Source organism: Streptomyces sp. NBC_00667 (assembly GCF_036226825.1).
Classification (GTDB): Bacteria; Actinomycetota; Actinomycetes; order Streptomycetales; family Streptomycetaceae; genus Streptomyces.
Window position 1 is genome coordinate 3,947,456 of the sequence record NZ_CP109022.1, and the last position, 23,828, is coordinate 3,971,283.

The window sequence follows — 23,828 nt, forward strand, 5'->3', positions numbered from 1 at the left end:
CGGACTCAGTCCACCAGCGGCAGCAGCTCCGGCAGGTGCCCGTCCGAGGCCGCCGCCGCGAGCCGGCGTTCCTGCGGCACCTCCCCGTACAGGGTCGTACGGGGCCTCGCCGGCCGCCCGGCGGCTGCCGCGACCGCGACCAGGTCCCGGACGGACTTGTAAGAGCCGTAAGAGGAGCCCGCCATCCGCGAGATGGTCTCCTCCATCAGCGTCCCGCCCAGGTCGTTGGCGCCCGAGCGGAGCATCTCCGCCGCGCCCTCCGCGCCCAGCTTCACCCAGCTCGTCTGGATGTTGGTGATGTGCGGGTGCAACAGGATCCGGGCCATCGCCGTCACCGCCCGGTTGTCGCGCACCGTCGGCCCGGGCCGTGCGATGCCCGCCAGGTACACGGGGGCGTTGGTGTGGATGAACGGCAGCGTCACGAACTCCGTGAAACCGCCGGTCCGCTGCTGGATCCGGGCCAGTGTGCGCAGGTGCCCGAGCCAGTGGCGGGGCTGGTCCACGTGCCCGTACATCATCGTGGACGACGAGCGGATGCCCAGCTCGTGCGCCGTCGTGATCACGTCGATCCAGTCGGCCGTCGGAAGCTTCCCCTTGGTCAGCACCCAGCGGACCTCGTCGTCGAGGATCTCCGCCGCCGTACCCGGTATCGAGTCCAGCCCGGCCTCCTTGGCGGCCGTCAGCCACTCCCGTACCGACATGCCCGTCCGCGTGGCGCCGTTGACCACCTCCATCGGCGAGAACGCGTGGACGTGCATGCCCGGCACCCGCTGCTTCACCGCCCGCGCGATGTCGAAGTACGCCGTCCCGGGCAGGTCCGGGTGGATGCCGCCCTGCATGCACACCTCGACCGCGCCGACGTCCCACGCCTGCGCGGCCCGGTCCGCGACCTGCTCCAGGGAGAGCGTGTACGCGTCCGCGTCGGTGCGGCGCTGCGCGAAGGCGCAGAACCGGCAGCCGGTGTAGCAGACGTTGGTGAAGTTGATGTTCCGCGTGACGACGTACGTGACGTCGTCGCCCACCACCGACCTGCGCAGGTCGTCCGCGATCCGGCACAGCGCGTCCAGCGCCGGCCCGTCGGCGTGCAGCAGCGCCAGCGCCTGCTCGTCGGTCAGTTTCGTCGGGTCGTCGGCCGCCTGCGCGAGCGCGGCCCGTACGTCCGTGTCGATCCGCTCGGGCACCATGCCGGGCGCGGCGGCCTCGCGCAGGGCCTCCCAGTCGCCGTAGACGAGGTCGAAGTCCTCGCGCCGGTCGCCCGTACGCCCCTCGGTGTCGATGGTGGCGTGCAGGTCGGTGCGCCCGTAGGAGGCGAAGCTCTCGTCCGGTTCCTGCCACGGGTGGCCCGTCACCTCGGCGGCCTCGTCCGCCAGCCCGGTGTCCGGATCGGCGAGCGCCCGTACGTGCGGCAGCAGGCGCGGGTCCAGCCACGGCTCGCCGCGCTGAACGAACTCGGGGTACACGCACAGCCGTTCGCGGAGCTCGAAGCCGGCGGCCGCCGACTGCTCGGCCAGCAGGTCGATCTGGGGCCAGGGCCGCTCGGGGTTGACGTGGTCGGGCGTCAGCGGTGAGACACCGCCCCAGTCGTCGATTCCGGCGCCGATCAGCCGGGCGTACTCGCCGTCGACCAGGTTGGGCGGCGCCTGGAGGCACGCCGAGGGGCCCATGATGTGCCGGGCGACGGCGATCGTCGCCACGAGGTCGTCCAGTTCCGCGTCCGGCATGCCGCGCATCGCCGTGTCCGGCTTGGCGCGGAAGTTCTGGATGATCAGCTCCTGGATGCCGTGGTAGGCGCGCGAGACGCGGCGCAGCGCGAACAGCGACTGCGCGCGCTCCTCGTACGTCTCCCCGATGCCGATGAGCAGGCCGGAGGTGAAGGGCACCGAGGAACGCCCGGCGTCCTCCAGCACGCGCAGCCGGACCGCCGGCTCCTTGTCGGGGGAACCGTGGTGCGGCCCGCCCGGCTCGGACCACAGGCGGGTGGCGGTGGTCTCCAGCATCATGCCCATCGACGGGGCGACCGGCTTGAGGCGCTGGAAGTCCGCCCAGGACATGACGCCCGGGTTGAGGTGGGGGAGGAGGCCCGTCTCCTCCAGGATGCGGATCGAGACGGCCCGTACGTAGGAGATCGTGTCGTCGTAGCCGTGCGCCTCCAGCCACTCGCGCGCCTCGGGCCAGCGGTCCTCGGGCTTGTCGCCGAGGGTGATGAGCGCTTCCTTGCAGCCGAGCGCGGCGCCGCGGCGGGCGATGTCGAGGACCTCGTCGGGCGACATGAACATCCCGTGACCGGCCCGGCGGAGCTTCCCGGGGACCGTCGCGAAGGTGCAGTAGTGGCACTTGTCGCGGCACAGGCGGGTGAGGGGGATGAACACGCTCTTCGAGTACGTGATCACGCCCGGCCGGCCGGCCGCGGCGAGACCTGCGTCGCGGACCCGGGCGGCGGAGGCGGCGAGGTCCGTCAGGGACTCACCGCGTGCCTGGAGGAGTACGGCCGCCTCGGTCGCGTCGAGCGCGACGCCGTCCCGGGCCCGCCGGAGCGCGCGGCGCATCGCGTTGTCGGTCGGGGCGTCACTCGGAGTGGTCATGCGCCGAGCATACGATCCGGTCGACCGGGCCGGGGGAGGGTCATCGCATCAGCTCACCGGCGTTGACCAGCAGCGACTGGCCGGTTATGGCCCGCGCGCGGTCGGAGGCGAAGAAGACGGCGGCGTCCGCGACGTCGCCGTCGGTGGCGAGGTCCGGCAGCGCCATCCGCTCGGTGAGCCGGGCCCGTACGTCGGCTTCCGGTACGCCCTCGGAATGCGCGGTGAAGGTCACGAAGGCCTGCACGGGCGGTCCCCACATCCACCCCGGCAGCACCGTGTTGACGCGGATCCGGTGGGGGCCGAGCTCCCGCGCCATGGAGTACATGGCGGAGGTCAGCGCCCCCTTGGACGCGGCGTACGCGGCCTGCTGCACCTGGGAGGGGGAGGCCACGGCGGACTGCGTGCCGATGATGACGACGGAACCGCCGGCCCGCTTGAGCGCGGGCAGGCAGGCCCGGGTCATGCGCAGGGTCCCGAGGAGGTTGACGTCGATGATCTGCTGCCAGGTGCCGAAGTCGGCGTCTTCGAGGCCTCCGAAGTACGAGTCCCAGGCGGCGACGTGCACGACGGCGTCGATGCCGCCGAACCGCTCCACGGCGAGGGCGGCGAGGGCCTCGCACTGCGCCTCGTCGGTGATGTCGGTCGGACGGTGGGCGGTGTGCGCGCCGTCGGGGTCGATCTCGGCGGCGGCCTTGACCAGGTTCGCCTCGGTCCGCGCCCCGAGCACGGCGTTCCCCCCGTCCCGCACGACGGCGGCGGCCACCTGGTGCCCGAGCCCGGCCCCGACCCCGGAGACGACGACGGTCTTCCCGCGAAGCAGCATGACCCCTCCTGTGGCTGTACCCGTTCCTGACGGCTCGTCAGAGTAGGGGTGCCGGGCCCGGATGGGAAGGCGGGGGCGGGGCCTTCGTGGCGGAGCCGCACGGCCCTTGGGGCCGCTACCTGTCGGCAGGTGGTGCGGGGGTCGCCTGGTGGTAGTACATGCGCCAGGTGCCGTCCCCGTCGCGCCTGCGCCACAGCGAACTCCGCCGTGCCCGCCGCCCGTCGATCACGGTCGTGTACGTGAGGTGCACCAGCCCGGGGGCCAGCACGACACCGGTCATCTCCGACGGCTCGTAGCGCGGCCCGTCGTCGGCCGCCCCTTCCATCCCGGGCAGGGCCGCCAGCATCTCTTCGTGCGTCCAGCGCCGCCCCGACGCGCCGACCTCCGTGAAGTCCGGGTCGAGGAGCTGACGTACGAGCGACCGGGACGTGCGCACGCGGGGGTCCATCAACCGCAACTCGGCCGCGATCGCCGCCCCCACCTCGTCGACGTCGCCCACCGCGCCATCCTCCTCCAGTCGGTGGGCAATCCGCCCAAAACGCATCAAGCTCGCGACCCCGTGGAACTTCTGGCGAAGGTGAGACGAATGGCGTGTCATATCTGCCAGGGCGACGGCGAGTCGTGAGCGAATACCTGATAGACAGAATATTCACGGCTCGACCAGCCACACGTCCTGCCGGCCGCCTTGGGGGGATCGCCGCACTGTGAAGCCGCTTCACCGCCACGTAGTCAACACCTCGCGCAAAGTCCTGTGCACCGCCGCACTCGCGGCCAGCCTGACCACCGCCGCGGTGGTGACCAACACGCCCACCGCCGGAGCGGGGGAGTCCGAGCCCACGCCCGACAGTCCGCAGGCCACCGACCGCGGTGACGCCCGGCTGGACCTGCCCGGCCTGGTAGCCGACCCGCCCGTGCCGCCGGGAGCCGTCGCCCCCGAGGGGGCCAGCGGCATACCCGGGACCGCCCTCGACGCCTACAAGCGGGCCGCGGTGTCGGTCGCCGCCGCGCTGCCGCACTGCAATTTGCCCTGGGAGTTGGTCGCGGGCATCGGCAGGGTCGAGTCCGTGCACGCCTCCGGCTACGGGCTCAAGTCCGACGGCTCCACCGAGAAGCCGATCCGCGGCCCCCGCCTCGACGGCAACGGCTACGCGCAGATCAAGGACACCGACAAGGGCGAGTGGGACGCGGACACCGAGTACGACCGCGCCGTCGGTCCGCTCCAGTTCATCCCCTCCACCTGGAAGACGTGGGGCGCCGACGGCAACGGCGACGGCAGCCGCGACCCGAACAACATCTACGACGCCGCGCTGGGCGCCGGCCTCTACCTCTGCGCGGGCGACCGGGACCTGTCCGACCCCGCCAAGCTCGACCAGGCGATCCTCAGCTACAACAACTCCCGCGAGTACGTGAACTCCGTACTCGGGTACATGCGCCAGTACAAGGACGGCGGCGTCGCCGAGGTGCCGAACCCGCCCGCGGGCAACTTCCCGACGCCCCCGGTCACGGCTCCCCTGCCCACCCCGCGGCCCCCCGCGCCCCAGCCGTCCGCCCCCAAGCCCGAGGCGTCCAAGCCGCCGGCCCAGCCCGAGAAGCCGAAGCCGACGGCCCCCCGGCTGGCCAAGTTCGAGCTGGTCGGCGATCCGGAGCTCCAGGCCGAGGCCGGGGCCGCGTTGACCCCGGGCGCCAAGTTCAAGGCCGTGCTTTCGGACGGCAAGCCGGCCGCCGGGCAGAAGGTCGTGTTCGCCGTCGAGTCCGACACCACCGGCGGCACGGTCTTCCAGGCGGACAAGAAGAACAGCGCGGTCGTCCTCACCGACGCCCAGGGTTTCGCCGGCGTGCCCGGGCTCACCGCGGGCCCGAAGGACGGCACCTTCTCCTTCCGCGCCTCGGCCTACGACGCCGACAACTTCACGGTGGTGCTCAAGGGCACCGTCACCGCGAAGCCGGTCGCGAACCTGCTGGTGCGGGCCGACCACGGCACGAAGCCGCTGGAGGCCGTCGCCGGCACCAGCGTCAACGGCTTCCAACTGGTCGCCACGTCCCAGGGCCAGCCGGTCGCCGGCACGAAGACCAGCGCGGGCCTGGGGGTGCAGGGCGCCGGCGGCGCGTGGGTCCCGGTGGACCCGGCGAAGGCGACCGGCCCGTACTTCAAGGGCCCGGACGGCAAGAAGCTGTTCACCGTGGACCTCGCCCCGAGCGGCGCGGACGGCAAGATCACCCTGCCGGAGCTGTACACCACGGACGTGGCACCGGGCACGTACTTCCTCCGGGTCGTCACGCCGGAGAAGGTCGAGTTGGTCCTGGAGCTCAGCATCACCGCTCCGGCGACGCCCGGCCCGACGCCGGCTCCCACCGCCCCCAACACCCCGACTCCCTCCGCCCCGACTCCCACCGCCCCGGCCACCAAGCCGTAGGGGAACCGGAACCCGCAGCGCCCCCGGCACCGTACGAAGGTGCCGGGGGCGCTCCATGTGGCAGGACCCGCACGAAAGGCAGGAGCCCCGCCACCTCCGCTCGCACGGAGGAGGCAGGGCTCCTTGGGTACTGCTAATCCAACCGCGATCCGGTCGGCCAGGCGACTAGGCCGGGGTGACGTTCTCCGCCTGCGGGCCCTTCGGACCCTGCGTGACGTCGAAGTTGACCTGCTGGTTCTCCTCCAGGGAGCGGAAGCCAGAGGCGTTGATCGCGGAGTAGTGGACGAAGACATCCGGGCCGCCGCCGTCCTGGGCGATGAAGCCGAAGCCCTTTTCAGCGTTGAACCACTTCACGGTTCCGGTAGCCATGAGCCCTCCTATGGGCCAAAGGGTCGCCCTGCTCCAGAACCTGCTAAGAAGTCTGAAAACTACAAAAGCCTGCGGGTCACATTCTCCGCAGGCCTCGTACTGCAAGGGAAACCAAACTGCAACTTGCGTCGAGCCTAGCACGCACCCTGCGGCCGAGACCAGAGGGAAAGATCACGTCACTCGGACGTTTGAGACCCGGCCGAAGGCTGACGGGACTCCGGGGGCTAGTCTCGCGATGTGGACGTCTATCGCAGCCGGCCCCGGGTCGGCCACATCCAGTTCCTGAACTGCCTTCCCCTCTACTGGGGGCTGGCCAGAACCGGCACGCTGCTGGACCTGGAGCTGACGAAGGACACCCCCGAGAAGCTGAGCGAACGGCTCGTCCGGGGGGACCTCGACATCGCGCCGATCACCCTCGTGGAGTTCCTGCGCAACGCCGACCAGCTCGTCGCCTTCCCCGACCTCGCCGTGGGCTGCGACGGCCCCGTCATGTCCTGCGTGATCGTCTCGCAGGTCCCCCTGGACCAGCTCGACGGCGCCCGGGTGGCCCTCGGATCGACCTCCCGGACCTCCGTCCGCCTCGCCCAGCTGCTGCTCGCCGAGCAGTACGGAGTGCGGCCCGACTACTACACCTGCCCCCCTGACCTGGGGGTGATGATGCAGGAGGCCGAGGCGGCGGTCCTGATCGGGGACGCCGCGCTGCGTGCTTCGCTGCACGATGCACCCCGGCTCGGCCTGGCCGTGCACGACCTGGGGCTGATGTGGAAGGAGTGGACCGGACTGCCCTTCGTCTTCGCCGTCTGGGCCGCCCGCAAGGACTACCTCGCCCGCGAGCCCGTCGTCGTGCGCAAGGTCCACGAAGCCTTCCTCGCCTCCCGGGACGTCTCCCTGGAGGAGGTCACCAAGGTCGCCGAGCAGGCGGCGCGCTGGGAGGCCTTCGACGCCGAGCTCCTGGAGCGGTACTTCACCACCCTCGACTTCCGCTTCGGCCCGGACCAGCTGGCCGGCGTACGTGAATTCGCCCGCCGTACCGGTTCCGCCTCCGGGTACGCGGCGGATGTGGCGGTGGAACTGCTGGCCGCGGCCGCGCCGGGGTATTAGCGGGACTTATATCAGCGGCCCGAACGGGGGGAAGGGGAACACGTGAGCGATCCCTTTCCGTATCGCGGAACGGGGAATGGCCCGTTTCCCGGGAATTCGTTCCCCTTTCGCTTTCCGGTGCTCCCGCCAAGGGCGCGCACGGAATCGGCGCCGGCTCGCGGGGGCTGCGGGGAGGGGCGGTGCCGTCACCCCCGTCCCGACCGGCAGCGGCCGTGACGCCCCACGCCGTTGCCCTCCCGCGGGACACCGGATGGCGGATACCGTCGCCGCGCCCGCCCGCCCCGCCCTAAGGTGCTCCTTGGCCACGCCACAGGGGATCACGTGGCCGGACGGGGGAGGGACGCGATGCAGCCGCTCGAAGCCGACGACCCGCGGACCATCGGCGGGTACCGGCTGCTCGGCCGGCTCGGCGCGGGCGGCATGGGGCGGGTGTACCTCGGGCGGAACGCGGGGGGCCGGACCGTCGCCGTCAAGATCGTGCACCCGCAGTTCGCCGCCGACCCGGAGTTCCGCGCCAGGTTCCGCCGGGAGATCACGGCCGCCCGGCGGGTCGGCGGGCAGTGGACCGCGCCCGTGCTGGACGCCGACCCGGAGGCGGCGGTGCCGTGGGTGGCGGCCGGGTACGTGGCCGGCCCCTCCCTGGACCGGGCGGTCGCCGCTTACGGCGCGCTGCCCGAAGCCTCGGTACGGGCCGTCGGCGAGGGGCTGGCCCGCGCCCTGGTGGCGGTGCACGCGCTGGGCCTCGTACACCGGGACGTCAAGCCGTCGAACGTGATGCTGACGCTGGAGGGCCCCGGGCCCCGGCTGATCGACTTCGGGATCGCCCGGGCGACCGCGGGCACCGCCTCCCTCACCTCCACCGGGGTCTCCGTCGGTTCGCCGGGCTACATGGCACCGGAGCAGATCATCGGGGGCGGCGTCACGGGCGCGGCGGACGTGTTCTCGCTCGGGGCGGTCCTCGCCTTCGCGGCGGGCGGTCGGCCGCCCTTCACCGGGGACCACTCGGCCGCGCTGCTCTACAAGGTGGTGCACGAGCCGCCGGAGCTCGACGGGGTACCGCCCGGGGAGTTGCGCGAACTCATCGGAGCCTGCCTGGCCAAGGCGCCCGCCGACCGCCCGGCTCCGGCGGCGATCGCGGCGGCGCTCGACGGCGCCCTGCGCACGCCGGGGTGGCTGCCCGCGCCCCTGGTGGAGGAGGCGAGCCGCGCGGCGGTGGCGCTGCTGCACCTCGACTCCGGGGTGAGCGGGGGCCCGGCTCCGTACGGCCCCTACGGGCCGCCCGACAGCGGCGGTTCACCGGGTTCCCCCGGGTCCCCGGACTCCTCGCTGAGCCACGCCGACACCCGGACGGGCGGCGCGGGCGCGCCGCGAACCCCGGAGGAACCCGGAAGCGGCCGCCGCAGCCGGCGCCGCGTCAGCTGCACGGTGGTCGTCACGGTGGTCGCCGTGCTGGCGGCGCTGTCGGGCGGCCTCTACGGGCTGGACCTGCTGCCCGGGCATCGCGAGGAGGGGCAGCGGCCGCCGGTCGGCAGCCGGCCGTCGGCCTCGGCCGGCCCCTCCACCGGCAGTCCCGCCCCCACCCCTTCGGCCACCCCCGGGGGCACCAGGGACACCGTGCCGAAGGCGCTGATGGGGACGTGGAAGGGGACGACCACCAGCAACCTCGGGGCGCCCGGGCAGTTCGAGATCACCATCAAGGGCGGCAGGACCGGCGAGGTGGTGGCGCGGGACAAGTCGATCATCCCGCTCTTCGACACCGACTGCAGCGGAGACTGGAAGCTCGCCTCCGCCACCGACCGCTCCCTCGTCCTCGACACGGCCGGCGGCCCCAACCCGGCCCCCGGCATCTGCTCCGACGGCTCGGCCGACGAACGCTTCACGCTCAACCCGAACGGAACCCTCCACTACAAGTCCGGCGACCGGGCGGCCGGAAACCCCGAGGGCGACCTCACCCGCAGCCCGTGAGCGCGGCGGACGGCGAGCGCGCGGCCGGTGAGCGCGCGGCCGTGAACCCCGAACCGGAGCGCGGGCGCTGCGGACCCTGGAACGGCCGTCCGAGCCTCCTGGCGTAGGCTGGATCGGTCCGGACCTTGACACACCGCCGAAAGGTGAAGCACCGGTGACCGACCAGGCCGCTCTCCAGTCTGTCCTCGACCGTGCCGCCGCAGGGGGCCGGATCACCAAGGAAGAGGCGCTCGACCTCTACCGGCACGCCCCGCTGCACGCGCTCGGCCAGGCCGCCGACGCGGCCCGCCGGCGGCGCTACGCGGGTACCGAGCACATCGCGACGTACATCATCGAGCGCAACATCAACTACACCAACGTGTGCGTGACGGCCTGCAAGTTCTGCGCCTTCTACGCCGCGCCCAAGGACACGAAGAAGGGCTGGTCCCGGGACCTCGACGACATCCTGCGCCGCTGCGCGGAGACCGTGGAGCTGGGCGGCACCCAGATCATGTTCCAGGGCGGCCACCACCCGGACTACGGCGTCGAGTACTACGAGCACCACTTCTCCGCCATCAAGAAGGCGTTCCCGCAGCTGGTCATCCACTCCCTCGGCGCGTCCGAGGTCGACCACATGGCGCGGATCTCCGGCGTGAGCGCCGAAGAGGCCATCCGCCGCATCCACGCCGCCGGTCTCGACTCCTTCGCCGGCGCCGGCGCCGAGCTGCTGCCGGAGCGGCCGCGCAAGGCGATCGCCCCGCTCAAGGAGTCCGGCGAGCGCTGGCTGGAGATCATGGAGATCGCCCACAAGCTGGGTGTGGAGTCCACCTCCACCATGCTGATGGGCACCGGCGAGACGAACGCCGAGCGCATCGAGCACATCGCGATGATCCGTGACACGCAGGACCGGACGGGCGGCTTCCGCGCGTTCATCCCGTACACGTACCAGCCCGAGAACAACCACCTCAAGGGCCGCACGCAGGCGACGGTCTTCGAGTACCTGCGGATGATCGCGATCGCCCGTCTGTTCCTCGACAACATCGCGCACATCCAGGGCTCCTGGCTGACCGTCGGCAAGGAGGCGGGCCAGCTGTCCCTGCACTACGGTGCGGACGACCTCGGCTCGATCATGCTGGAGGAGAACGTCGTGTCCTCGGCCGGTGCCAAGCACCGCTCGAACCGCCAGGAGATCATCGACCTGATCCGCAAGGCGGACCGGGTCCCGGCGCAGCGCGCGACGACGTACGAGCACCTCCTCGTGCACGAGGACCCGGCGAACGACCCGGTCGACGACCGCGTGGTCTCGCACATCTCCTCCACCGCCATCGAGGGCGGCACCGCGCACCCCGAGCTGAAGCTCATCTCCTCGAACTGACCGACGCCCGGACAGACCGACACCCGGACAGACTGACTGACACGCCCGTGCTGACGCTCCACGCCGCCGAACTCCTCGTCCCCGGGCCGGGCCGCGCCGCGCTGCCCGGTGGGGCGGTCCTCGTCGAGGGCGACCGGATCGCCCGGGTGGGACCGTACGAGGAGCTCGGCGCGGCCTTCGCGCACGCGCGAGTGCGGCGCTGGCCCGGGGTACTGACCCCGGGTCTGCTGGTGCGCGGGGCGGACGAGCTGCTGGAGCGGACGTACTACCCCGAGGACGCCGAGGGCGCCGACGACGGGGACGGCCCGTACGCGGCCACCGCGCCCACCGCCCCGGAGCCGACCGAGTCCCGCTGGGGCCACAGCGCCCGCCGGGCCACGCAGAAGCTGCTCTCGCGCGGGGTGGTGGCGGTGGCCGGGCGGCTGACGGTGCCGGCGGTGCGGACGGCGGTGGTGCGGTCGGGGCTGACGCTCCTCGCGCCGCTCCCCTACGGGGCTCCGCCGTCCCTGGACCCGCTGGCCGGGCTGACCGCGGCCGAGGAGGCGTTCCACGGGGTTCTGGAGGCCGGCGCCCCCGCCCGTTTCGCGGTGTTCGCGGCGGCGGACGCCCGGGACCTGCTGGAGCAGGGCGCGACGAGCTGTGTGGCCACCGTCATCGGCGGCCGGCTGCTGCACCGCCGGCGCTGAGCCGCTCGTGGCGGCGGTCGGGCCGCCTGCGAGAATGGCCCGGTATCGACCGACCCGAGCCACACCGCACCGAGGGGCCTACGCCAGTGACCCGCGCTTCCCTGGACAAGCAGCCGCACGAAGTCGCCTCCATGTTCGACGGTGTCGCGGCGAACTACGACCTCACCAACGACGTCCTCTCCCTCGGCCAGGCCCGGCTGTGGCGCAAGGAGGTCGCCAAGGCGGTCGGCGCGCGCCCCGGGCACAAGGTCCTGGACCTGGCCGCCGGCACGGCGACGTCCTCGCTGCCCTTCGCCGCGACCGGCGCGTACGTCGTCCCCTGCGACTTCTCCCTCGGGATGCTGCGGGAGGGCAAGAAGCGCCACGCCTGGCTTCCGCTGACCGCCGGTGACGCGACGAGGCTGCCGTTCAAGGACGACGTCTTCGACACCGTGACGATCTCCTTCGGCCTGCGCAACGTCCAGGACACGGACGCGGCGCTGCACGAGCTGTACCGGGTGACGAAGCCGGGGGGCCAGGTGGTCATCTGCGAGTTCTCCCAGCCGACGTGGGCGCCGCTGCGCACGCTCTACACCGAGTACCTGATGCGCGCCCTGCCCCCGGTGGCCCGCGCGGTGTCGTCCAACCCCGACGCGTACGTGTACCTCGCCGAGTCGATCCGGGAGTGGCCGGACCAGCCCGCGCTCGCGGCGCTGCTGCAGAAGGCCGGCTGGTCGAAGGCCGCCTGGCGCAACCTCAGCGGTGGCATCGTCGCGCTGCACCGCGGGGTCAAGGCGTAACGGCGTACGGAGCGGACGAGCCCGTGGACGCCGCGCCTTCGCAGACCTCCCGTTACGACACCGCCCCCTTCGATTACCAGGCGGTGCTGGACCAGATCGCGCGGGACGTCGCCCCGCTGGTCGGGACCGGCACGCCCGCCGAGTACATCCCGGCGCTCGCCTCGGTGGATCCGGCGCAGTTCGGGATGGCGCTCGTCACGATGGGCGGCAAGGTGTTCGGGGTCGGGGACTGGCAGGTCCCCTTCTCCGTCCAGTCGATCACCAAGGTGTTCACGCTCGCCCTGGCGCTGGCGGCCGAGGGCGGCGACAGCCTGTGGGAGCGGGTGGGGCGGGAGCCGTCCGGCAACCCGTTCAACTCGCTCGTGCAGCTGGAGTACGAGAACGGCATCCCGCGCAACCCGTTCATCAACGCGGGCGCGCTCGTCGTCACCGACCGGCTCCAGACGCTGACGGGCGACGCGAGCAGCGAACTGCTCAAGTTCCTGCGGGAGGAGAGCGGCAACCCGGACGTCGCCTTCGACGCCGAGGTGGCGGCCTCCGAGCACGAGCACGGCGACCGCAACGCGGCGCTGGCCCACTTCATGGCCTCTTACGGGAACATCGACAACCCCGTACCGGCCCTGCTGGACCACTACTTCTGGCAGTGCTCCATCGAGATGAGCTGCGCCGACCTGGCGCGCGCCGCCAGGGTCCTGGCCCGGCACGGGCTGCGCGCGGACGGTACGCGGCTGCTGACGCGCAGCGGGGCGAAGCAGATCAACGCGGTGATGCTGACCTGCGGGACGTACGACGCGGCGGGCGAGTTCGCCTACCGCGTCGGCCTGCCCGGCAAGAGCGGTGTCGGCGGCGGCATCGTCGCCGTCGTGCCGGGCCGGTGTGCGCTGGCGGTGTGGAGCCCGGGGCTGGACGCGCACGGCAACTCGGTGGCGGGCGTGGCGGCGCTGGACCGCTTCACGACCCTGACCGGCATGTCCGTTTTCTGACGCGCCCCTCGCACCAGTCGGCGCCGGGGCGCCTCCCGGGCTTCGGGCCGCTGCCCCGGACCCCGCCCGGCGAGCCGTCGGGCGTCCGGGTCCGGGGCCGGGTTCACGCCGCGGCGCCCGACGGCTCAGGCGAGCGTCAGCGCGTAGCGGCGGCACGGGTTGCCGCCCGGGGTGGTGAACTCCTCGGCCAGGTCCATGCCGAGCCGTTCCGCCACGGCCACCGAGCGGGTGTTGTGGGCGTGGATCATCGCGACCACGTGCGGGACCCCCGCCTCCCGGAGCCGGTCGAGGGTGGCCAGCGCGGCGGCGTACGCGTACCCCTTCCCCCAGGTGGAGCGCCCCAGCCGCCAACCGATCTCGACCTCCCCGACGGGCCCCCAGTCCTCCCGGGGCCAGGGCTGGGCGCCGGTGAAACCGATCACCGCCCCCTGCGCGTCCAGCAGGGTCCACAGGCAGTAGCCGAGCCGGGCGTCGTGCATGCGCTGCCGCGCGGTGAACTCCTCGTACAGCGACAGTTCGGCGGGGCCGCCCAGGAACTCCATGACGTCGGTGTCGTCGAAGACGGTGTGCCAGGCGTGCGCGTCCTCGTCGGTGGGCACGCGGAGCTGTACGGCCGGGAGCGGCGGCCGGGTCGGCGAGGTGGTCACAGGGGCAGCCCTTCGGATCGCGATCTCTTCCGCTGCATAGACTGCGACATGTCCCGTGCCGTTGGGCACCCTTTATCGAGCCTTCGGGAGAGCCCGCAGTGACCGAGGCAGTGACCGAGCCCCTCTCCGAACACTCCGCTGATGTGATCGTCGTCGGGGCCGGACCCGCCGGCTCCACCACCGCCTACTACCTCGCCAAGGCGGGACTGGACGTCCTGCTGCTGGAGAAGACGGCCTTCCCGCGCGAGAAGGTGTGCGGCGACGGGCTGACCCCGCGCGCCACCAAGCAGCTGGTCTCCATGGGCATCGACATCTCCGAAGAGGCCGGCTGGCTGCGCAACAAGGGCCTGCGGATCATCGGCGGCGGGCAGCGGCTCCAGCTGGACTGGCCGGAACTCGCCTCCTACCCGGACTACGGACTCGTCCGCAAGCGCGACGACTTCGACGAGACCCTGGCCCGTCAGGCGCAGAAGGCCGGGGCGCGGCTGTACGAGCGCTGCAACGTCGGCGAGCCCGTCCGGGACCCCCGCACGGGACACATCACGGGCGTGCAGGCGAAGCTGGGCGAGGAGAAGACCCCGGTCACCTTCAAGGCGCCGCTGGTCGTCGCCGCCGACGGCAACAGCTCCCGCCTCTCCCTGGCGATGGGCCTGCACCGGCGCGAGGACCGCCCGATGGGCGTGGCGGTGCGTACGTACTTCACCTCGCCGCGGCACGACGACGACTACCTGGAGTCCTGGCTGGAGCTGTGGGACCGGCGCGGCCCGCAGGACCGGCTGCTGCCCGGCTACGGCTGGATCTTCGGCATGGGCGACGGTACGTCGAACGTCGGCCTCGGCATCCTCAACTCCTCCTCCGCGTTCAAGGAGCTGGACTGGCGCGAGGTCCTCAAGGCCTGGTGCGCGTCCATGCCCGAGGACTGGGGCTACACCCCCGAGAACATGACGCAGCCGATCCGCGGCGCGGCCCTGCCGATGGCCTTCAACCGGCAGCCGCACTACACCAAGGGCCTGCTGCTGGTCGGTGACGCCGGCGGGCTCGTCAACCCGTTCAACGGCGAGGGCATCGCCTATGCGATGGAGTCGGGGCAGATCGCGGCGGACGTCATCGTCCAGGCCCACGCCCGCGCCACCCCCGCGCAGCGCGAACTCGCCCTGCACGGCTACCCGAAGGTGCTCAAGGAGACGTACGGCGGCTACTACACGCTGGGCCGCGCGTTCGTGAAGCTGATCGGCAACCCGAAGGTGATGAAGGTCGCCACCCAGCGCGGCCTGAGCCACCCGGTCCTGATGCGGTTCACCCTCAAGATGCTGGCCAACCTCACCGACCCGACGGGCGGCGACGCGATGGACCGCATCATCAACGGTCTCTCCAAGGTGGCACCCCGAGCCTGATGGTTCAATGCCGGGCCGCTCCTTGAACGGTCGAGCGGCCCGGCTCGTGGTGTTCGGCCGTCACAGGTTGACGATCTTCACCTTCGGCGAGCCGGGAAGCTCCTCGGCGGCCTTGCACAGCGCTGGGATGTGCGACTTGTCAGAAGTGGCGAGCAGTACCGGGGGAGTGCAGAGTGCGGCCGTGGCGACCACGAGGGCGTCCACGAGGCATTCGTGTCCGTCAAGGCCCGAGGTGTCCAGCAGCTTCGCTGCGGCGTCCGCCACCGCGTCGTTGACCGGCTTCACGTCGAACCGGGACGCAGGAACCGGAGTCGCTTGGCGGCTTCCCCTGTTCGGCGCACCTCCAGAGGTGTCAGTGCGGACAGCGCCACGCGTTGGCCGCTGCTGGGCGACCTCGATGCGCGCACGGCTCATACCCAAAACGCACCACCGGCGGTAGGAAATTTCCCGTCCGATGGTTGGCTCGGCGGAACCAAGGCGGCCCCGAAGGTCTGACCGGGGCGGCCCCGGCGCCCGCGGGTCGGGGTGCGCGGGTCGGGGCGCGCGGGTCGGCTCGGGCGGGCTCGGGCCTACGCGTCTTCGGCGCCGTGGCCGTGGACGGTGCGTACGGAGCGGACCAGCAGGAGCAGGCCGTACAGGAGCATCGTCAGGCTGGCTGCCCAACCGAGGCCCAGGGTGAGGGGATGTCCCGGTTTGTGCCAGGGGCGGGCGGTGTTGAGGAGCCAGCCGCCGACGGCGAGCAGGAAGAGGCCGACGGCGGCCGGCACGGCGGTGGGGTCACTGGTGGGGTTACCGGTGGCGTTCGCGGAGTCCGCTGTGTGCGCGTCGGAACCGGCGTCTTCGGAGGCGTTCTTGCTCCACACGGCCACCACCTCCTCAGGTGAAATCGGGGCGGGCGGGCACTGCGCCTCCGCTATCTTCGCAGGGCTTCGGCCGGTTCCACACGGGCAGCCCGCCAGGCGGGATGGACCCCGGCCAGCAATCCGGTGACGAGCCCGGCGAGCGGAGCCGCGGCCACCGTCAACGGGTGGATCACCGGCGTCCAGTCCCGTACGAGGGACACCGCGACCACCGTCAGCTCGCCGACGGAGGTCCCCACCAGGCCGCCGAGTGCCCCCAAAGCGGCGGATTCGGCCAGGAACTGGGCCGCCACGTGCCGCCCGCGGGCCCCCAGCGCACGCCGCAGCCCGATCTCCCCGGTCCGTTCCAGGACGGCGACGAGCGTCGTGTTGGCGATCCCCACCGCGCCGATGACCAGGCAGATCCCGGCCAGCAGCAGGAACAGGGCGCTGAGGTCGGACGTCACCCCCGAGCGCAGCAGCCGGGGGTCGGGAGGCGGCAGGGCTTTCAGGTACTCGGGGTGGTCGGGGCGCAGCGCGAGCGGGGCGAGGCCGGCGACCTGCCGGGCGGCGCCGAGCTCGGTGGCGATCAGCGCCCGCGCGCCGGACGGCCCCGGCGGCCCCCACAGTTCCTCGGCGGTGGACCGGGGGACCAGTACCGACAGCAGGTACTCGGGCCGGCGTTCGACGTCGCCGATGATGCCGGCGACCACGAACGGTTCCTCCCCGACGTGGACCACGGGCCGGGTCGCCAGGGTGGTGATGCCGAGGCGGTCGGCCACGCCGCCGCCGATGAGCGCGACGCGCAGGTGGCCGCGTTCGGCGTACTCGTCGTAGAGCCGGCCCTGGCGCAGCGTCGGGGCCAGGGCGGCGACGGCCCCGGGGGAGGCGGCGACGACGGAGGTGGCGCCCGCGGTGCCCGCCGCGCCGGCGCCGGCGGTCGGCGGGAGCGCGGAGACCGGGGTGCCGGGGTCGAGCCGTACCGGCCAGAGCACCCCGGCGTGGGCGATGCCGGCGACCTGGCGCAGCCGCTGTTCGGCGTCGGCGGGGAAGGCCGGGCCGGCGAACGGGTCGTGCTGGGCGGCGACGTCCTCGAGGGTCACCTCGGTGGCGGTCAGGACGTTGAACCGGCCGTCGATCTGCGAGGAGAGGGTGGCGGTCAGGCCCAGTACGGCGACGAAGCTGCCGACGCCGAGGACGGTGCCGAGCGCGGTGAGCACGGCGCGGCCGGGGCGGCGCAGCATCCCCGCGACCGCCTCGGAGACGGTGTCGCGCGGGGACAGCCGGGTGGGGCGGACGGCGCTCACCCGCGGAGCCGCCCGTCGCGGATGGTGACGGTCCGGCGGCCGCGGGCGGCGACCGCGGGGTCGTGGGTGATCAGGAGAACGGTCATGCCGCGGCCGTGCAGTTCGTCCAGCAGGGCGAGGACGGAGGCGGCGTTGGCGGAGTCCAGGTTGCCGGTCGGTTCGTCGCACAGCAGCAGGGACGGGCGTCCGACGAGCGCACGGGCGATGGCGACGCGCTGGCGCTCACCGCCGGAGAGCCGGCCGGGAACGGCGTCCGCCCGATGGCCGAGCCCGACCTGTTCCAGGGCCTCGCGGGCCCGTACGAGACGCTGCGCGCGCGGGACTTCGGTGTAGAGCATGGCGAGGGTGACGTTCTCCAGGGCCGAGCGGTGGGGCAGGAGGTGGAAGGACTGGAAGACGAAGCCGATGCGGCGCCCGCGCAGGGCGGTGCGCTCCCGGTCGGGCAGCGCGGCGGTGTCGATCCCGTCGAGGAGGTGCCGGCCGCAGGTCGGGGAGTCGAGCAGCCCGGCGACGTTGAGGAAGGTGGACTTCCCCGAACCGGAGGGCCCGACGACGGTGATGAACTCACCGCGTCCCATGGCCAGGTCGAAGGGGTGCAGTGCCTTGACGGGAGGCGGGCCGGGATAGGTGAGCCCCACACCGCGGAACTCGATGACGGGCGCGGCCGCCTGCGGGGCCACCCGCTCCGCCGCGCCGCCGGAGGCCGGGGCGGGGAACCGGGTGTCGGCCGGGGTGTGAGCCGGCGTGCCGGCCGGGACGGGGGTGCCGGGGACGGGCCGGGTGCGGGTGCGGGCGGTGATGCCGGGGGGCAGGCGCAGTCTCATCGGGGCGCCGCCCCGGGAGCGGCGCCGACGATGACGCGGGTCCCGGCCGTCAGGGCGCCCGGCCGGACGGGGGCCACGGCCACGTAGCCGTCCCCGGTGGTGCCGATGCGGACCTCGATGCGGTGCTGCGCGCCGTCGGCACCCTGGGCGGTGACCACCGTACGCCCGTCCGCACCGGCGGAGACCGCCGTGACCGGGACCACGAGGGCGGCGCCGTCGGTGGCGGCGGACTCGACGGTCAGCCGTACGTCCTGCCCGGCGAAGGCCGCCGGCAGCGGCTGGTCGGCGCGCACGACCATGCGGTAGCCGGGATCACCGACGCCGCCGCCACCGCCGCTGCCCGGGGCGCCTTTGGGGCCCTGGCCCTCGCCCTCCCCCTGGCGTTGCCCCTGTGCCCGGTCCTGCTGCGGCCGTCCGGCCGCCTGCGCACCGGAGCGCTCGGCGGCGACCGAGGCCACCGTGCCCCGGGCGTCGCTGCCCGCGAGCTCGGAGGAGATCACCACGGTCATGCCGGCGCGCAGCAGCTGCTTCTTGTCCTCCTTGAGGTAGGCCTCGACGACGAGTTCCCCCGCGGAGAGGGTCAGTACCGACCCGGACACGGCCGCGCCGACCGATCCGCCGACCGCGCTCACCCGGGCGGGGAAGGCGCCGAGGAACACGGCCTCGGCGGCCGGCAGCATCGGCCCGTCCGCGGCCTCGGCGGCGGCCAGCACGGTCCGTGCCTCGGCGAGGGCCTCCCGGGCGCGGGCGAGCTCCCGCCCGGAGCCCGGGCCGGAGCCCGAGCCGGGGGTCGCCGTCGCGCCCGGCGCTGCGCCCGGCGCCGGTTTCCCGGTGCTCCGCACGGTCCCGCCGGCGGCGCCCGCGTCCTCCACGGCCCACTGCGCCGACCGCACCGCGTCCCGGGCGGCCTTGAGCGCCGAGCCGCCGTCCGCGACGGCGGGCAGCGGGTCGTACCCGACGGCCCGGTACCGCGCGGCGAGGGCCACTTTCGTACCGGGTCCGAACACCCCCTCGGCGTCCCCGCCGGTACCGTGCCCGAGCTCGCGCAGCGCCCGCTGGAGCTGGGCCACGTCGTCGCCGGTGGCACCCGGCTTGAGGTCCCGGTACATCGGCAGGCCGCCGTGCAGCGCGAACACCGGCCTGCCCGACACTTCGGCGAGCAGCTGCCCGGCCCGCACCGGATCCCCGGGCCCGAGCGGCAGCTTGGTCACCACCGCGGCCCCCGCGCCCTCACCGGTCCGCACTCCCTGGGGGGACACGGTGACGCTCTGCCCGGCGACCACGGTTCCGCGCATCACCACGGTCTCGGCGAGGACCCGCCGCTCGACCTCCGCGGTCAGTGCTCCCTGTGCCGGCGGTCCGGTCTCCGCCGCGACCTGGGCCGGCGACTTCACCAGTGCCGCGGCCAGCAGACCGCCGACCGCCATCAGCGCGGCGCCGCCGACGACCCCGAGGACGACCCTCCGGCCCCGGGCGAGCCCGCCGGGGCCCCCGGCCGCGGTCACCGGGCCCCGCACCGTCTCCACGGGGTGGTCCGGTTCGCTCATCTCGCCGGCCGGCACTTGCGCAGGGCGTCGGCGTGGTCGGTCTTGAGCGTGGACCACTGCTCCGGGGTACCGCCCTTGCGCTGGTCGGTCTCGGCCGTGACCGGGTCCGGGTCCGGATACCAGGAGACGCCCGAGGCCCGCAGGCACGCGGCTTCCTCCTGCGCGGCCGCGAGCTGATCGGGGTCGGCCGGGGCGGGAGTGCGCGGTGGCGGATACAGGGAAGCGCACGCGGTGTGCGCTTCTTCGTTCCAGGGTTTCGTCTTGTCCACGTAAGGCATTCCGTTGCCCCGGTAGACGATGTTCACGCCGTGCTTTTTCAGACAGTCGTGGTAGGCGATTTCCTGCTGTGTGGGCGGCGGGCTGTCGCTTGCCTCGGGCTCCTTTTCACCTCCGCAAGCCGTGAGGGATATGCACAGAGCGAGCAGTGGGGCGAAATGGCGTGCGTGCACGACGGCGATTCCTCGAGGCCGTAGAAGTGGGGCCGCGCTCCCGGTGCGAAAAGGGCGGCGGGGAGCGCGTCGGCAGATAGTAAGGAGAGGTGATCGTCCACCACAAGTTACTTGTGGGAAACCGAAAGTGATTGTCCATCAGGTGAGAAGGGGCTTTGCCGGGGGGCGATCGGCCTGTTGACTCCCCGCCGGAACGGAACGGTTCCATCCCGAGGACGAGGAGCACATGATGGACAAGGCATTCCGGAATCTGGCGACGGGCTGCATCGCCGCTGTTTCGACCGCTGCGATCCTGCTGGCCGCGGCGGGCCCGTCGGCGGCGTACGGCAAGGACGGAATTCTCGAAGTCGACGAGTTCGGCCTTTTCTACAACCAGTACCAGTCCGGTTGTGTCTTCGACCTATACGGCGAGGACCTCAACTTCAACGACAACTACTTCAAGAGCGGTTGCACGGGCGGCACCTCGCTGGTGAACGACAACACCGAGTCCTACAAGAACCGGGACGTCTACGCGTGGAAGGTGGCGACCGACGCCAACATGGACGGCAATGTCGGCGAAATCCCGTCGAACTACCAGGGCAACGCCTCGTCCACCTTCAAGAACACGATCAGCTCGTCCACCTACACCCTCCACGCCTGAGCCGGGCGTGGGGGAGTTGTCCGCATCGCGTACCGCCCGCCGGCGCCGGGTTCCCGTCCCGGGGGCGCTCCTGGCGGCGGTCCTCCTGGCGGGCTGTTCGGACGCCGGGGCCGGGAGCGGGGGCGGGGAGCCGGAGCTGGGCGCCATCGCCGTGAACCCGGCCACCGCCTCCCTCTCCCTGCCCATGGACGCCTACATGGACACCGAGGCGGACGCCCTGCGGATGGGCCGGGTGCAGGAGGGCCTCGTCGCCCGGTGCATGGCCCGGTACGGGTTCACGTACGAGGGGGTGACGGCGGTCGAGCACGCCCCGGCCGCGGCGGCGGAGGACCGGCACGCCTATCTGTTCGGCCTGGCCGATCCGGCGAAGGCGGCGGCCCACGGGTACGACAAGACCGCGGGCGAGGGGAAGCCGGCCAAGCCGCCCTCCCCGAAGCTGAGCGACAGCGCGTACACCGTCCTGCACGGTGAACCGCCGGGCGGCGGCGGGCAGGGCGCACCGCCCGCCCCCGACGCGCTCAACGAGGAGGACGCCGCCCGCGTGGACAGCGGCATCGAGGTCGGTGGCCGCAAGGTGCCCGCCGGGGGCTGCGGGCGGGAGGGGTACCGCAGGCTGTACGCGCCGGCGAAGGACAGCGTGGACCTCCTCTTCGCCTTCGGCCTGGCGGGCGAGGCGCACGACCGCTCCAAGGGGGACTCGCGGGTCGTCGACGTCCTGCGCAGGTGGTCCGCCTGCATGGACAAGTCCGGCTACACCGGGATCAAAACCCCGTACGAGGTGGTCGAGAAGCTGGGTCTCCAGAGCGACTTGGGAGGCGGCCAAGGCCGACGTCACCTGCAAGCGAGAGGTGAACCTCGTGGGGATCTGGTACGCCGTCGAGAAGGCCTATCAGCAGCGGCTCGTCGAGGAGAACGCGGAGACGCTCGCCCTCTACGAGCAGCAGCGCGACGCCCGCTTCAAGCTGGCGGCCTCGGTCGGCTGAACCGGGGCACGACGAAGGGCCGGTACTCCACCCCCGAGCGGGGGAGTACCGGCCCTTGCGTCGTGCGCGGGGCGGCCGGGAGGGCCCCTCAAGGCTCCTGAGAGCGGCTCAGGAGGCCTGTGGGGCCCTTGGGGAGGCCTGGAGGGCCTCAGCGGCGTCAGAGGATGCGGACGGCGCCCGTCGGCATGTCGTAGCTCAGGCTGCGCTCGACGATGCCCGTGCTGGGGTTCTGCGCGCCGATGAACTTGCCGCCGCCGACGTACAGGGCGACGTGGTACGCGTTGCCGCGGGAGCCCCAGTACAGGACGTCGCCGGGCTGCAGGTTGCTCAGCGACACCGAGGTGCCCTCCGAGGACTGGTCCTGGGACATGCGCGGCAGGGAGATGCCCGCCTGGCGGTACGCGGCCTGAACGAGGCCGGAGCAGTCGTACGAGGACGGGCCGGTGCCGCCCATGACGTACGCCTTGCCGACCTGGTTGCGGGCGAAGTTGATGATCGCGGAGGCCGAGCCGGTGGCCGGGGCGGTGACGGTGCCCTCGCCGTCGTCGGAGGTGCCGGCGGACGCGGAGGCGGTCTGGAGGGTGGTGCGACCGGCGCTGCGGGTGGCGCGCTGGGCCTCGGCCTTGCGGTCCGCCTCCTCCTTCGCCTTCTTCTCGGCCTTCTGCTGGGCCTCTTCCTTGGCCTGCTTGGCCTCGGCGGCGGCGCCGCTGCGGGCGCTCTCCTCCTGGGCGTTCAGCTCGCCGGTGACGGCCGCCTCGACGGCTGCGACACGGGTGTTCTCTGCTGCGGTGGTGACCGCGGAGGCGACGTCGGCGGTCAGGTCCAGGCTCAGGACCGGCATTTCGAGCGTCGTCTCGGCCACGGGCTCGGCGGACGGGGACGCGCTCGCGGTGCCGGCCATGGCGAGGGTGCTGAGGACGCCACCGGCAACTCCGGCGCGGACCGCGAGCTTCGAGGTGCTGCGGCGGGGCTTCCGGTGGCTGGGTATGTGAGCGGTGTGGGACATGGGACAACCGCTATCAGGGCGCAGCCGTTGGCTTCAAGAAACGTGGTGTGCGCCACAGTTGCGCGCGAAGGGCGCTAACCGGGCGCGTCGCGCGGGATATTGACGCCGTAACGGGCGAAACGGACCGGGCCCTCATAAGCCTGTGATCAAGGGGTTTCTCTAATAAGTCCGAATTGAACCGCGCCTACCATTCCGCCCGACAGTTGGCCAAGCCCCCTTTCGGCGGCCTCGATTCCATGTGGCGCAGGTCACAGTTACCCACCGCTGTGCGGGCGCTGTGGCCGGTCCGTGATCACGCTGTGGCCTTCCCGTGGGGTTCGTGAACGGATGCACAGCTTCCGAAGCCCGTGATCTTGCGGGTTCCCCGCGGCCGCCCCCGCGTCCACTTCCGTCCCCGGCCGCTCCCCCGGGCGGGCGACGCCGATTCCCTTACCACCGGGTCCGCCTGGTTGCCAATTTGCCTGCAATGGCCATCATTTGATAGTGGAACCCCGCTCCGACCTGGGGTGACGACTGCGGATGTCACCTTTGGTGACCATGTGGATGCCTTGCGTATGAAGATCACCGCTCATCGGACTTCATGATCGTTCGTCGGGTGGTGGAGATCACAAACTCGTTGTTGTAACCCGTGTCGCAGATCACAGATCGGCAGGCATAAGATGCGCAGCAGTCCGGCTTGTGAACTGCCTCACATGTGCAAGATCTTCGCGGGGCGGGGCGCTCGGCGCCGGCACAGCGGTCCAACGGTCAAGGACGACTGGAAGGAGCGAGGAGCGTGAATGCGTACGCGCCCATCCTCGTGCTCGGCGCCCTCGGCGCAGGGTTTGCGATCTTCTCCGTGGTCATGGCCACGCTGATCGGCCCAAAACGGTACAACCGGGCGAAGCTCGAAGCGTACGAGTGCGGCATCGAGCCCACTCCGATGCCGGCCGGCGGCGGCCGCTTCCCGATCAAGTACTACCTGACGGCGATGCTCTTCATCGTCTTCGACATCGAGATCGTCTTCCTCTACCCCTGGGCCGTCACCTTCGACTCCCTGGGGATCTTCGGGCTCGTCGAGATGCTGCTCTTCGTGCTCACCGTCTTCGTCGCCTACGCCTACGTCTGGCGCCGCGGCGGCCTGGAATGGGACTGAG

Annotated in this window: 23 protein-coding genes; 11 read left to right on the forward strand and 12 right to left on the reverse strand. The window is 72.3% G+C overall.

Translation table 11 applies throughout. The features are described 5' to 3' along the window. Positions 1–5: 5 nt before the first annotated feature. The 3 genes from OHA81_RS18405 to OHA81_RS18415 form a co-directional block, all read right to left on the reverse strand. A complete protein-coding gene (locus OHA81_RS18405) occupies positions 6–2,582 on the reverse strand; it encodes a bifunctional FO biosynthesis protein CofGH (RefSeq protein WP_329197343.1) in 2,577 nt (858 codons plus the stop codon). 40 nt (positions 2,583–2,622) lie between these two features. Next, positions 2,623–3,405, reverse strand: a complete 783-nt coding sequence (locus OHA81_RS18410) for an SDR family oxidoreductase (RefSeq protein ID WP_329197345.1) — start codon at positions 3,403–3,405, stop codon at positions 2,623–2,625. Between the two features lie 115 nt (positions 3,406–3,520). Beyond that, positions 3,521–3,853, reverse strand: a complete 333-nt coding sequence (locus OHA81_RS18415) for a nuclear transport factor 2 family protein (protein ID WP_443056778.1) — start codon at positions 3,851–3,853, stop codon at positions 3,521–3,523. Positions 3,854–4,109: 256 nt separating this feature from the next. Between OHA81_RS18415 and OHA81_RS18420 the strand changes: the two genes are divergently transcribed. After that, the gene (locus OHA81_RS18420) at positions 4,110–5,819 is read left to right on the forward strand and encodes a lytic transglycosylase domain-containing protein (RefSeq protein ID WP_329197347.1); all 1,710 of its coding nucleotides are present in this window, start codon (positions 4,110–4,112) and stop codon (positions 5,817–5,819) included. Between the two features lie 165 nt (positions 5,820–5,984). On the opposite strand, the gene OHA81_RS18425 is transcribed toward OHA81_RS18420, so the two are convergent. Then, a complete protein-coding gene (locus OHA81_RS18425) occupies positions 5,985–6,188 on the reverse strand; it encodes a cold-shock protein (protein WP_007265804.1) in 204 nt (67 codons plus the stop codon). Between the two features lie 237 nt (positions 6,189–6,425). On the opposite strand from OHA81_RS18425, the gene OHA81_RS18430 reads away from it, so the two are divergent. From OHA81_RS18430 to OHA81_RS18455, 6 genes are all read left to right on the forward strand, one after another. Next, on the forward strand, positions 6,426–7,289 hold the full coding sequence (locus tag OHA81_RS18430) for a menaquinone biosynthetic enzyme MqnA/MqnD family protein (RefSeq protein WP_329197349.1): 864 nt from the start codon (positions 6,426–6,428) through the stop codon (positions 7,287–7,289). A 345-nt stretch (positions 7,290–7,634) separates the two neighbouring features. Then, on the forward strand, positions 7,635–9,254 hold the full coding sequence (locus OHA81_RS18435) for a serine/threonine-protein kinase (protein ID WP_329197351.1): 1,620 nt from the start codon (positions 7,635–7,637) through the stop codon (positions 9,252–9,254). 154 nt (positions 9,255–9,408) lie between these two features. Beyond that, entirely contained in the window at positions 9,409–10,608 is a 1,200-nt protein-coding gene (gene mqnC, locus OHA81_RS18440) for a cyclic dehypoxanthinyl futalosine synthase (protein ID WP_329197353.1), read from the forward strand. 47 nt (positions 10,609–10,655) lie between these two features. Further along, positions 10,656–11,294, forward strand: a complete 639-nt coding sequence (locus OHA81_RS18445) for an imidazolonepropionase-like domain-containing protein (protein WP_329197354.1) — start codon at positions 10,656–10,658, stop codon at positions 11,292–11,294. Between the two features lie 86 nt (positions 11,295–11,380). After that, complete coding sequence (locus tag OHA81_RS18450) at positions 11,381–12,073, forward strand: demethylmenaquinone methyltransferase (RefSeq protein ID WP_329197356.1); 693 nt, start codon at positions 11,381–11,383, stop codon at positions 12,071–12,073. Between the two features lie 23 nt (positions 12,074–12,096). Then, positions 12,097–13,056 carry a glutaminase gene (locus OHA81_RS18455; RefSeq protein WP_329197358.1) on the forward strand — a complete coding sequence of 320 codons (960 nt, stop codon included), beginning with the start codon at positions 12,097–12,099 and terminating at the stop codon, positions 13,054–13,056. Between the two features lie 125 nt (positions 13,057–13,181). On the opposite strand, the gene OHA81_RS18460 is transcribed toward OHA81_RS18455, so the two are convergent. Continuing rightward, complete coding sequence (locus OHA81_RS18460) at positions 13,182–13,703, reverse strand: GNAT family N-acetyltransferase (protein ID WP_329197360.1); 522 nt, start codon at positions 13,701–13,703, stop codon at positions 13,182–13,184. 110 nt (positions 13,704–13,813) lie between these two features. On the opposite strand from OHA81_RS18460, the gene OHA81_RS18465 reads away from it, so the two are divergent. Then, positions 13,814–15,097 (forward strand): geranylgeranyl reductase family protein, encoded by a 1,284-nt coding sequence (locus OHA81_RS18465; protein WP_329202370.1) that lies wholly within the window; start codon positions 13,814–13,816, stop codon positions 15,095–15,097. Between the two features lie 60 nt (positions 15,098–15,157). Here OHA81_RS18465 and OHA81_RS18470 read toward each other — a convergent pair whose 3' ends face one another. From OHA81_RS18470 to OHA81_RS18495, 6 genes are all read right to left on the reverse strand, one after another. Next, complete coding sequence (locus OHA81_RS18470; RefSeq protein ID WP_329197362.1) at positions 15,158–15,382, reverse strand: hypothetical protein; 225 nt, start codon at positions 15,380–15,382, stop codon at positions 15,158–15,160. Between the two features lie 284 nt (positions 15,383–15,666). After that, a complete protein-coding gene (locus tag OHA81_RS18475) occupies positions 15,667–15,960 on the reverse strand; it encodes a hypothetical protein (RefSeq protein WP_329197363.1) in 294 nt (97 codons plus the stop codon). A 50-nt stretch (positions 15,961–16,010) separates the two neighbouring features. Then, positions 16,011–17,243 carry an ABC transporter permease gene (locus tag OHA81_RS18480; protein ID WP_329197365.1) on the reverse strand — a complete coding sequence of 411 codons (1,233 nt, stop codon included), beginning with the start codon at positions 17,241–17,243 and terminating at the stop codon, positions 16,011–16,013. Continuing rightward, on the reverse strand, positions 17,240–18,067 hold the full coding sequence (locus OHA81_RS18485; protein ID WP_329197367.1) for an ABC transporter ATP-binding protein: 828 nt from the start codon (positions 18,065–18,067) through the stop codon (positions 17,240–17,242). Before OHA81_RS18485 ends, OHA81_RS18480 begins: the two co-directional genes overlap by 4 nt. Next, positions 18,064–19,614 (reverse strand): peptidoglycan-binding protein, encoded by a 1,551-nt coding sequence (locus OHA81_RS18490; RefSeq protein WP_329197369.1) that lies wholly within the window; start codon positions 19,612–19,614, stop codon positions 18,064–18,066. The genes OHA81_RS18485 and OHA81_RS18490 overlap by 4 nt, the downstream gene beginning before the upstream one ends. Then, a complete protein-coding gene (locus OHA81_RS18495) occupies positions 19,611–20,063 on the reverse strand; it encodes a hypothetical protein (RefSeq protein WP_329197370.1) in 453 nt (150 codons plus the stop codon). Before OHA81_RS18495 ends, OHA81_RS18490 begins: the two co-directional genes overlap by 4 nt. 226 nt (positions 20,064–20,289) lie before the next feature. Here OHA81_RS18495 and OHA81_RS18500 point away from each other — a divergent pair, with 226 nt between their 5' ends. Then, complete coding sequence (locus tag OHA81_RS18500) at positions 20,290–20,703, forward strand: hypothetical protein (protein ID WP_329197372.1); 414 nt, start codon at positions 20,290–20,292, stop codon at positions 20,701–20,703. Between the two features lie 16 nt (positions 20,704–20,719). Continuing rightward, positions 20,720–21,787, forward strand: coding sequence for a hypothetical protein (locus OHA81_RS18505; RefSeq protein ID WP_329197373.1), 1,068 nt, complete (start codon positions 20,720–20,722; stop codon positions 21,785–21,787). Positions 21,788–21,843: 56 nt separating this feature from the next. Here OHA81_RS18505 and OHA81_RS18510 read toward each other — a convergent pair whose 3' ends face one another. After that, positions 21,844–22,692, reverse strand: a complete 849-nt coding sequence (locus OHA81_RS18510) for a C40 family peptidase (protein ID WP_329197376.1) — start codon at positions 22,690–22,692, stop codon at positions 21,844–21,846. Between the two features lie 775 nt (positions 22,693–23,467). On the opposite strand from OHA81_RS18510, the gene OHA81_RS18515 reads away from it, so the two are divergent. Then, on the forward strand, positions 23,468–23,827 hold the full coding sequence (locus OHA81_RS18515; RefSeq protein WP_190182942.1) for an NADH-quinone oxidoreductase subunit A: 360 nt from the start codon (positions 23,468–23,470) through the stop codon (positions 23,825–23,827). Position 23,828 lies beyond the last annotated feature (1 nt).

Excerpts from the sequence above, each read along its gene's own strand:
- OHA81_RS18405 (WP_329197343.1), bottom strand. The coding sequence starts at position 2,582 with ATGACCACTCCGAGTGACGCCCCGACCGACAACGCGATGCGCCGCGCG.
- OHA81_RS18410 (WP_329197345.1), bottom strand. The coding sequence starts at position 3,405 with ATGCTGCTTCGCGGGAAGACCGTCGTCGTCTCCGGGGTCGGGGCCGGG.
- OHA81_RS18415 (WP_443056778.1), bottom strand. The coding sequence starts at position 3,853 with ATGGACCCCCGCGTGCGCACGTCCCGGTCGCTCGTACGTCAGCTCCTC.
- OHA81_RS18425 (WP_007265804.1), bottom strand. The coding sequence starts at position 6,188 with ATGGCTACCGGAACCGTGAAGTGGTTCAACGCTGAAAAGGGCTTCGGC.
- OHA81_RS18435 (WP_329197351.1), top strand. The coding sequence starts at position 7,635 with ATGCAGCCGCTCGAAGCCGACGACCCGCGGACCATCGGCGGGTACCGG.
- OHA81_RS18485 (WP_329197367.1), bottom strand. The coding sequence starts at position 18,067 with ATGAGACTGCGCCTGCCCCCCGGCATCACCGCCCGCACCCGCACCCGG.
- OHA81_RS18490 (WP_329197369.1), bottom strand. The coding sequence starts at position 19,614 with ATGAGCGAACCGGACCACCCCGTGGAGACGGTGCGGGGCCCGGTGACC.
- OHA81_RS18500 (WP_329197372.1), top strand. The coding sequence starts at position 20,290 with ATGATGGACAAGGCATTCCGGAATCTGGCGACGGGCTGCATCGCCGCT.
- OHA81_RS18510 (WP_329197376.1), bottom strand. The coding sequence starts at position 22,692 with ATGTCCCACACCGCTCACATACCCAGCCACCGGAAGCCCCGCCGCAGC.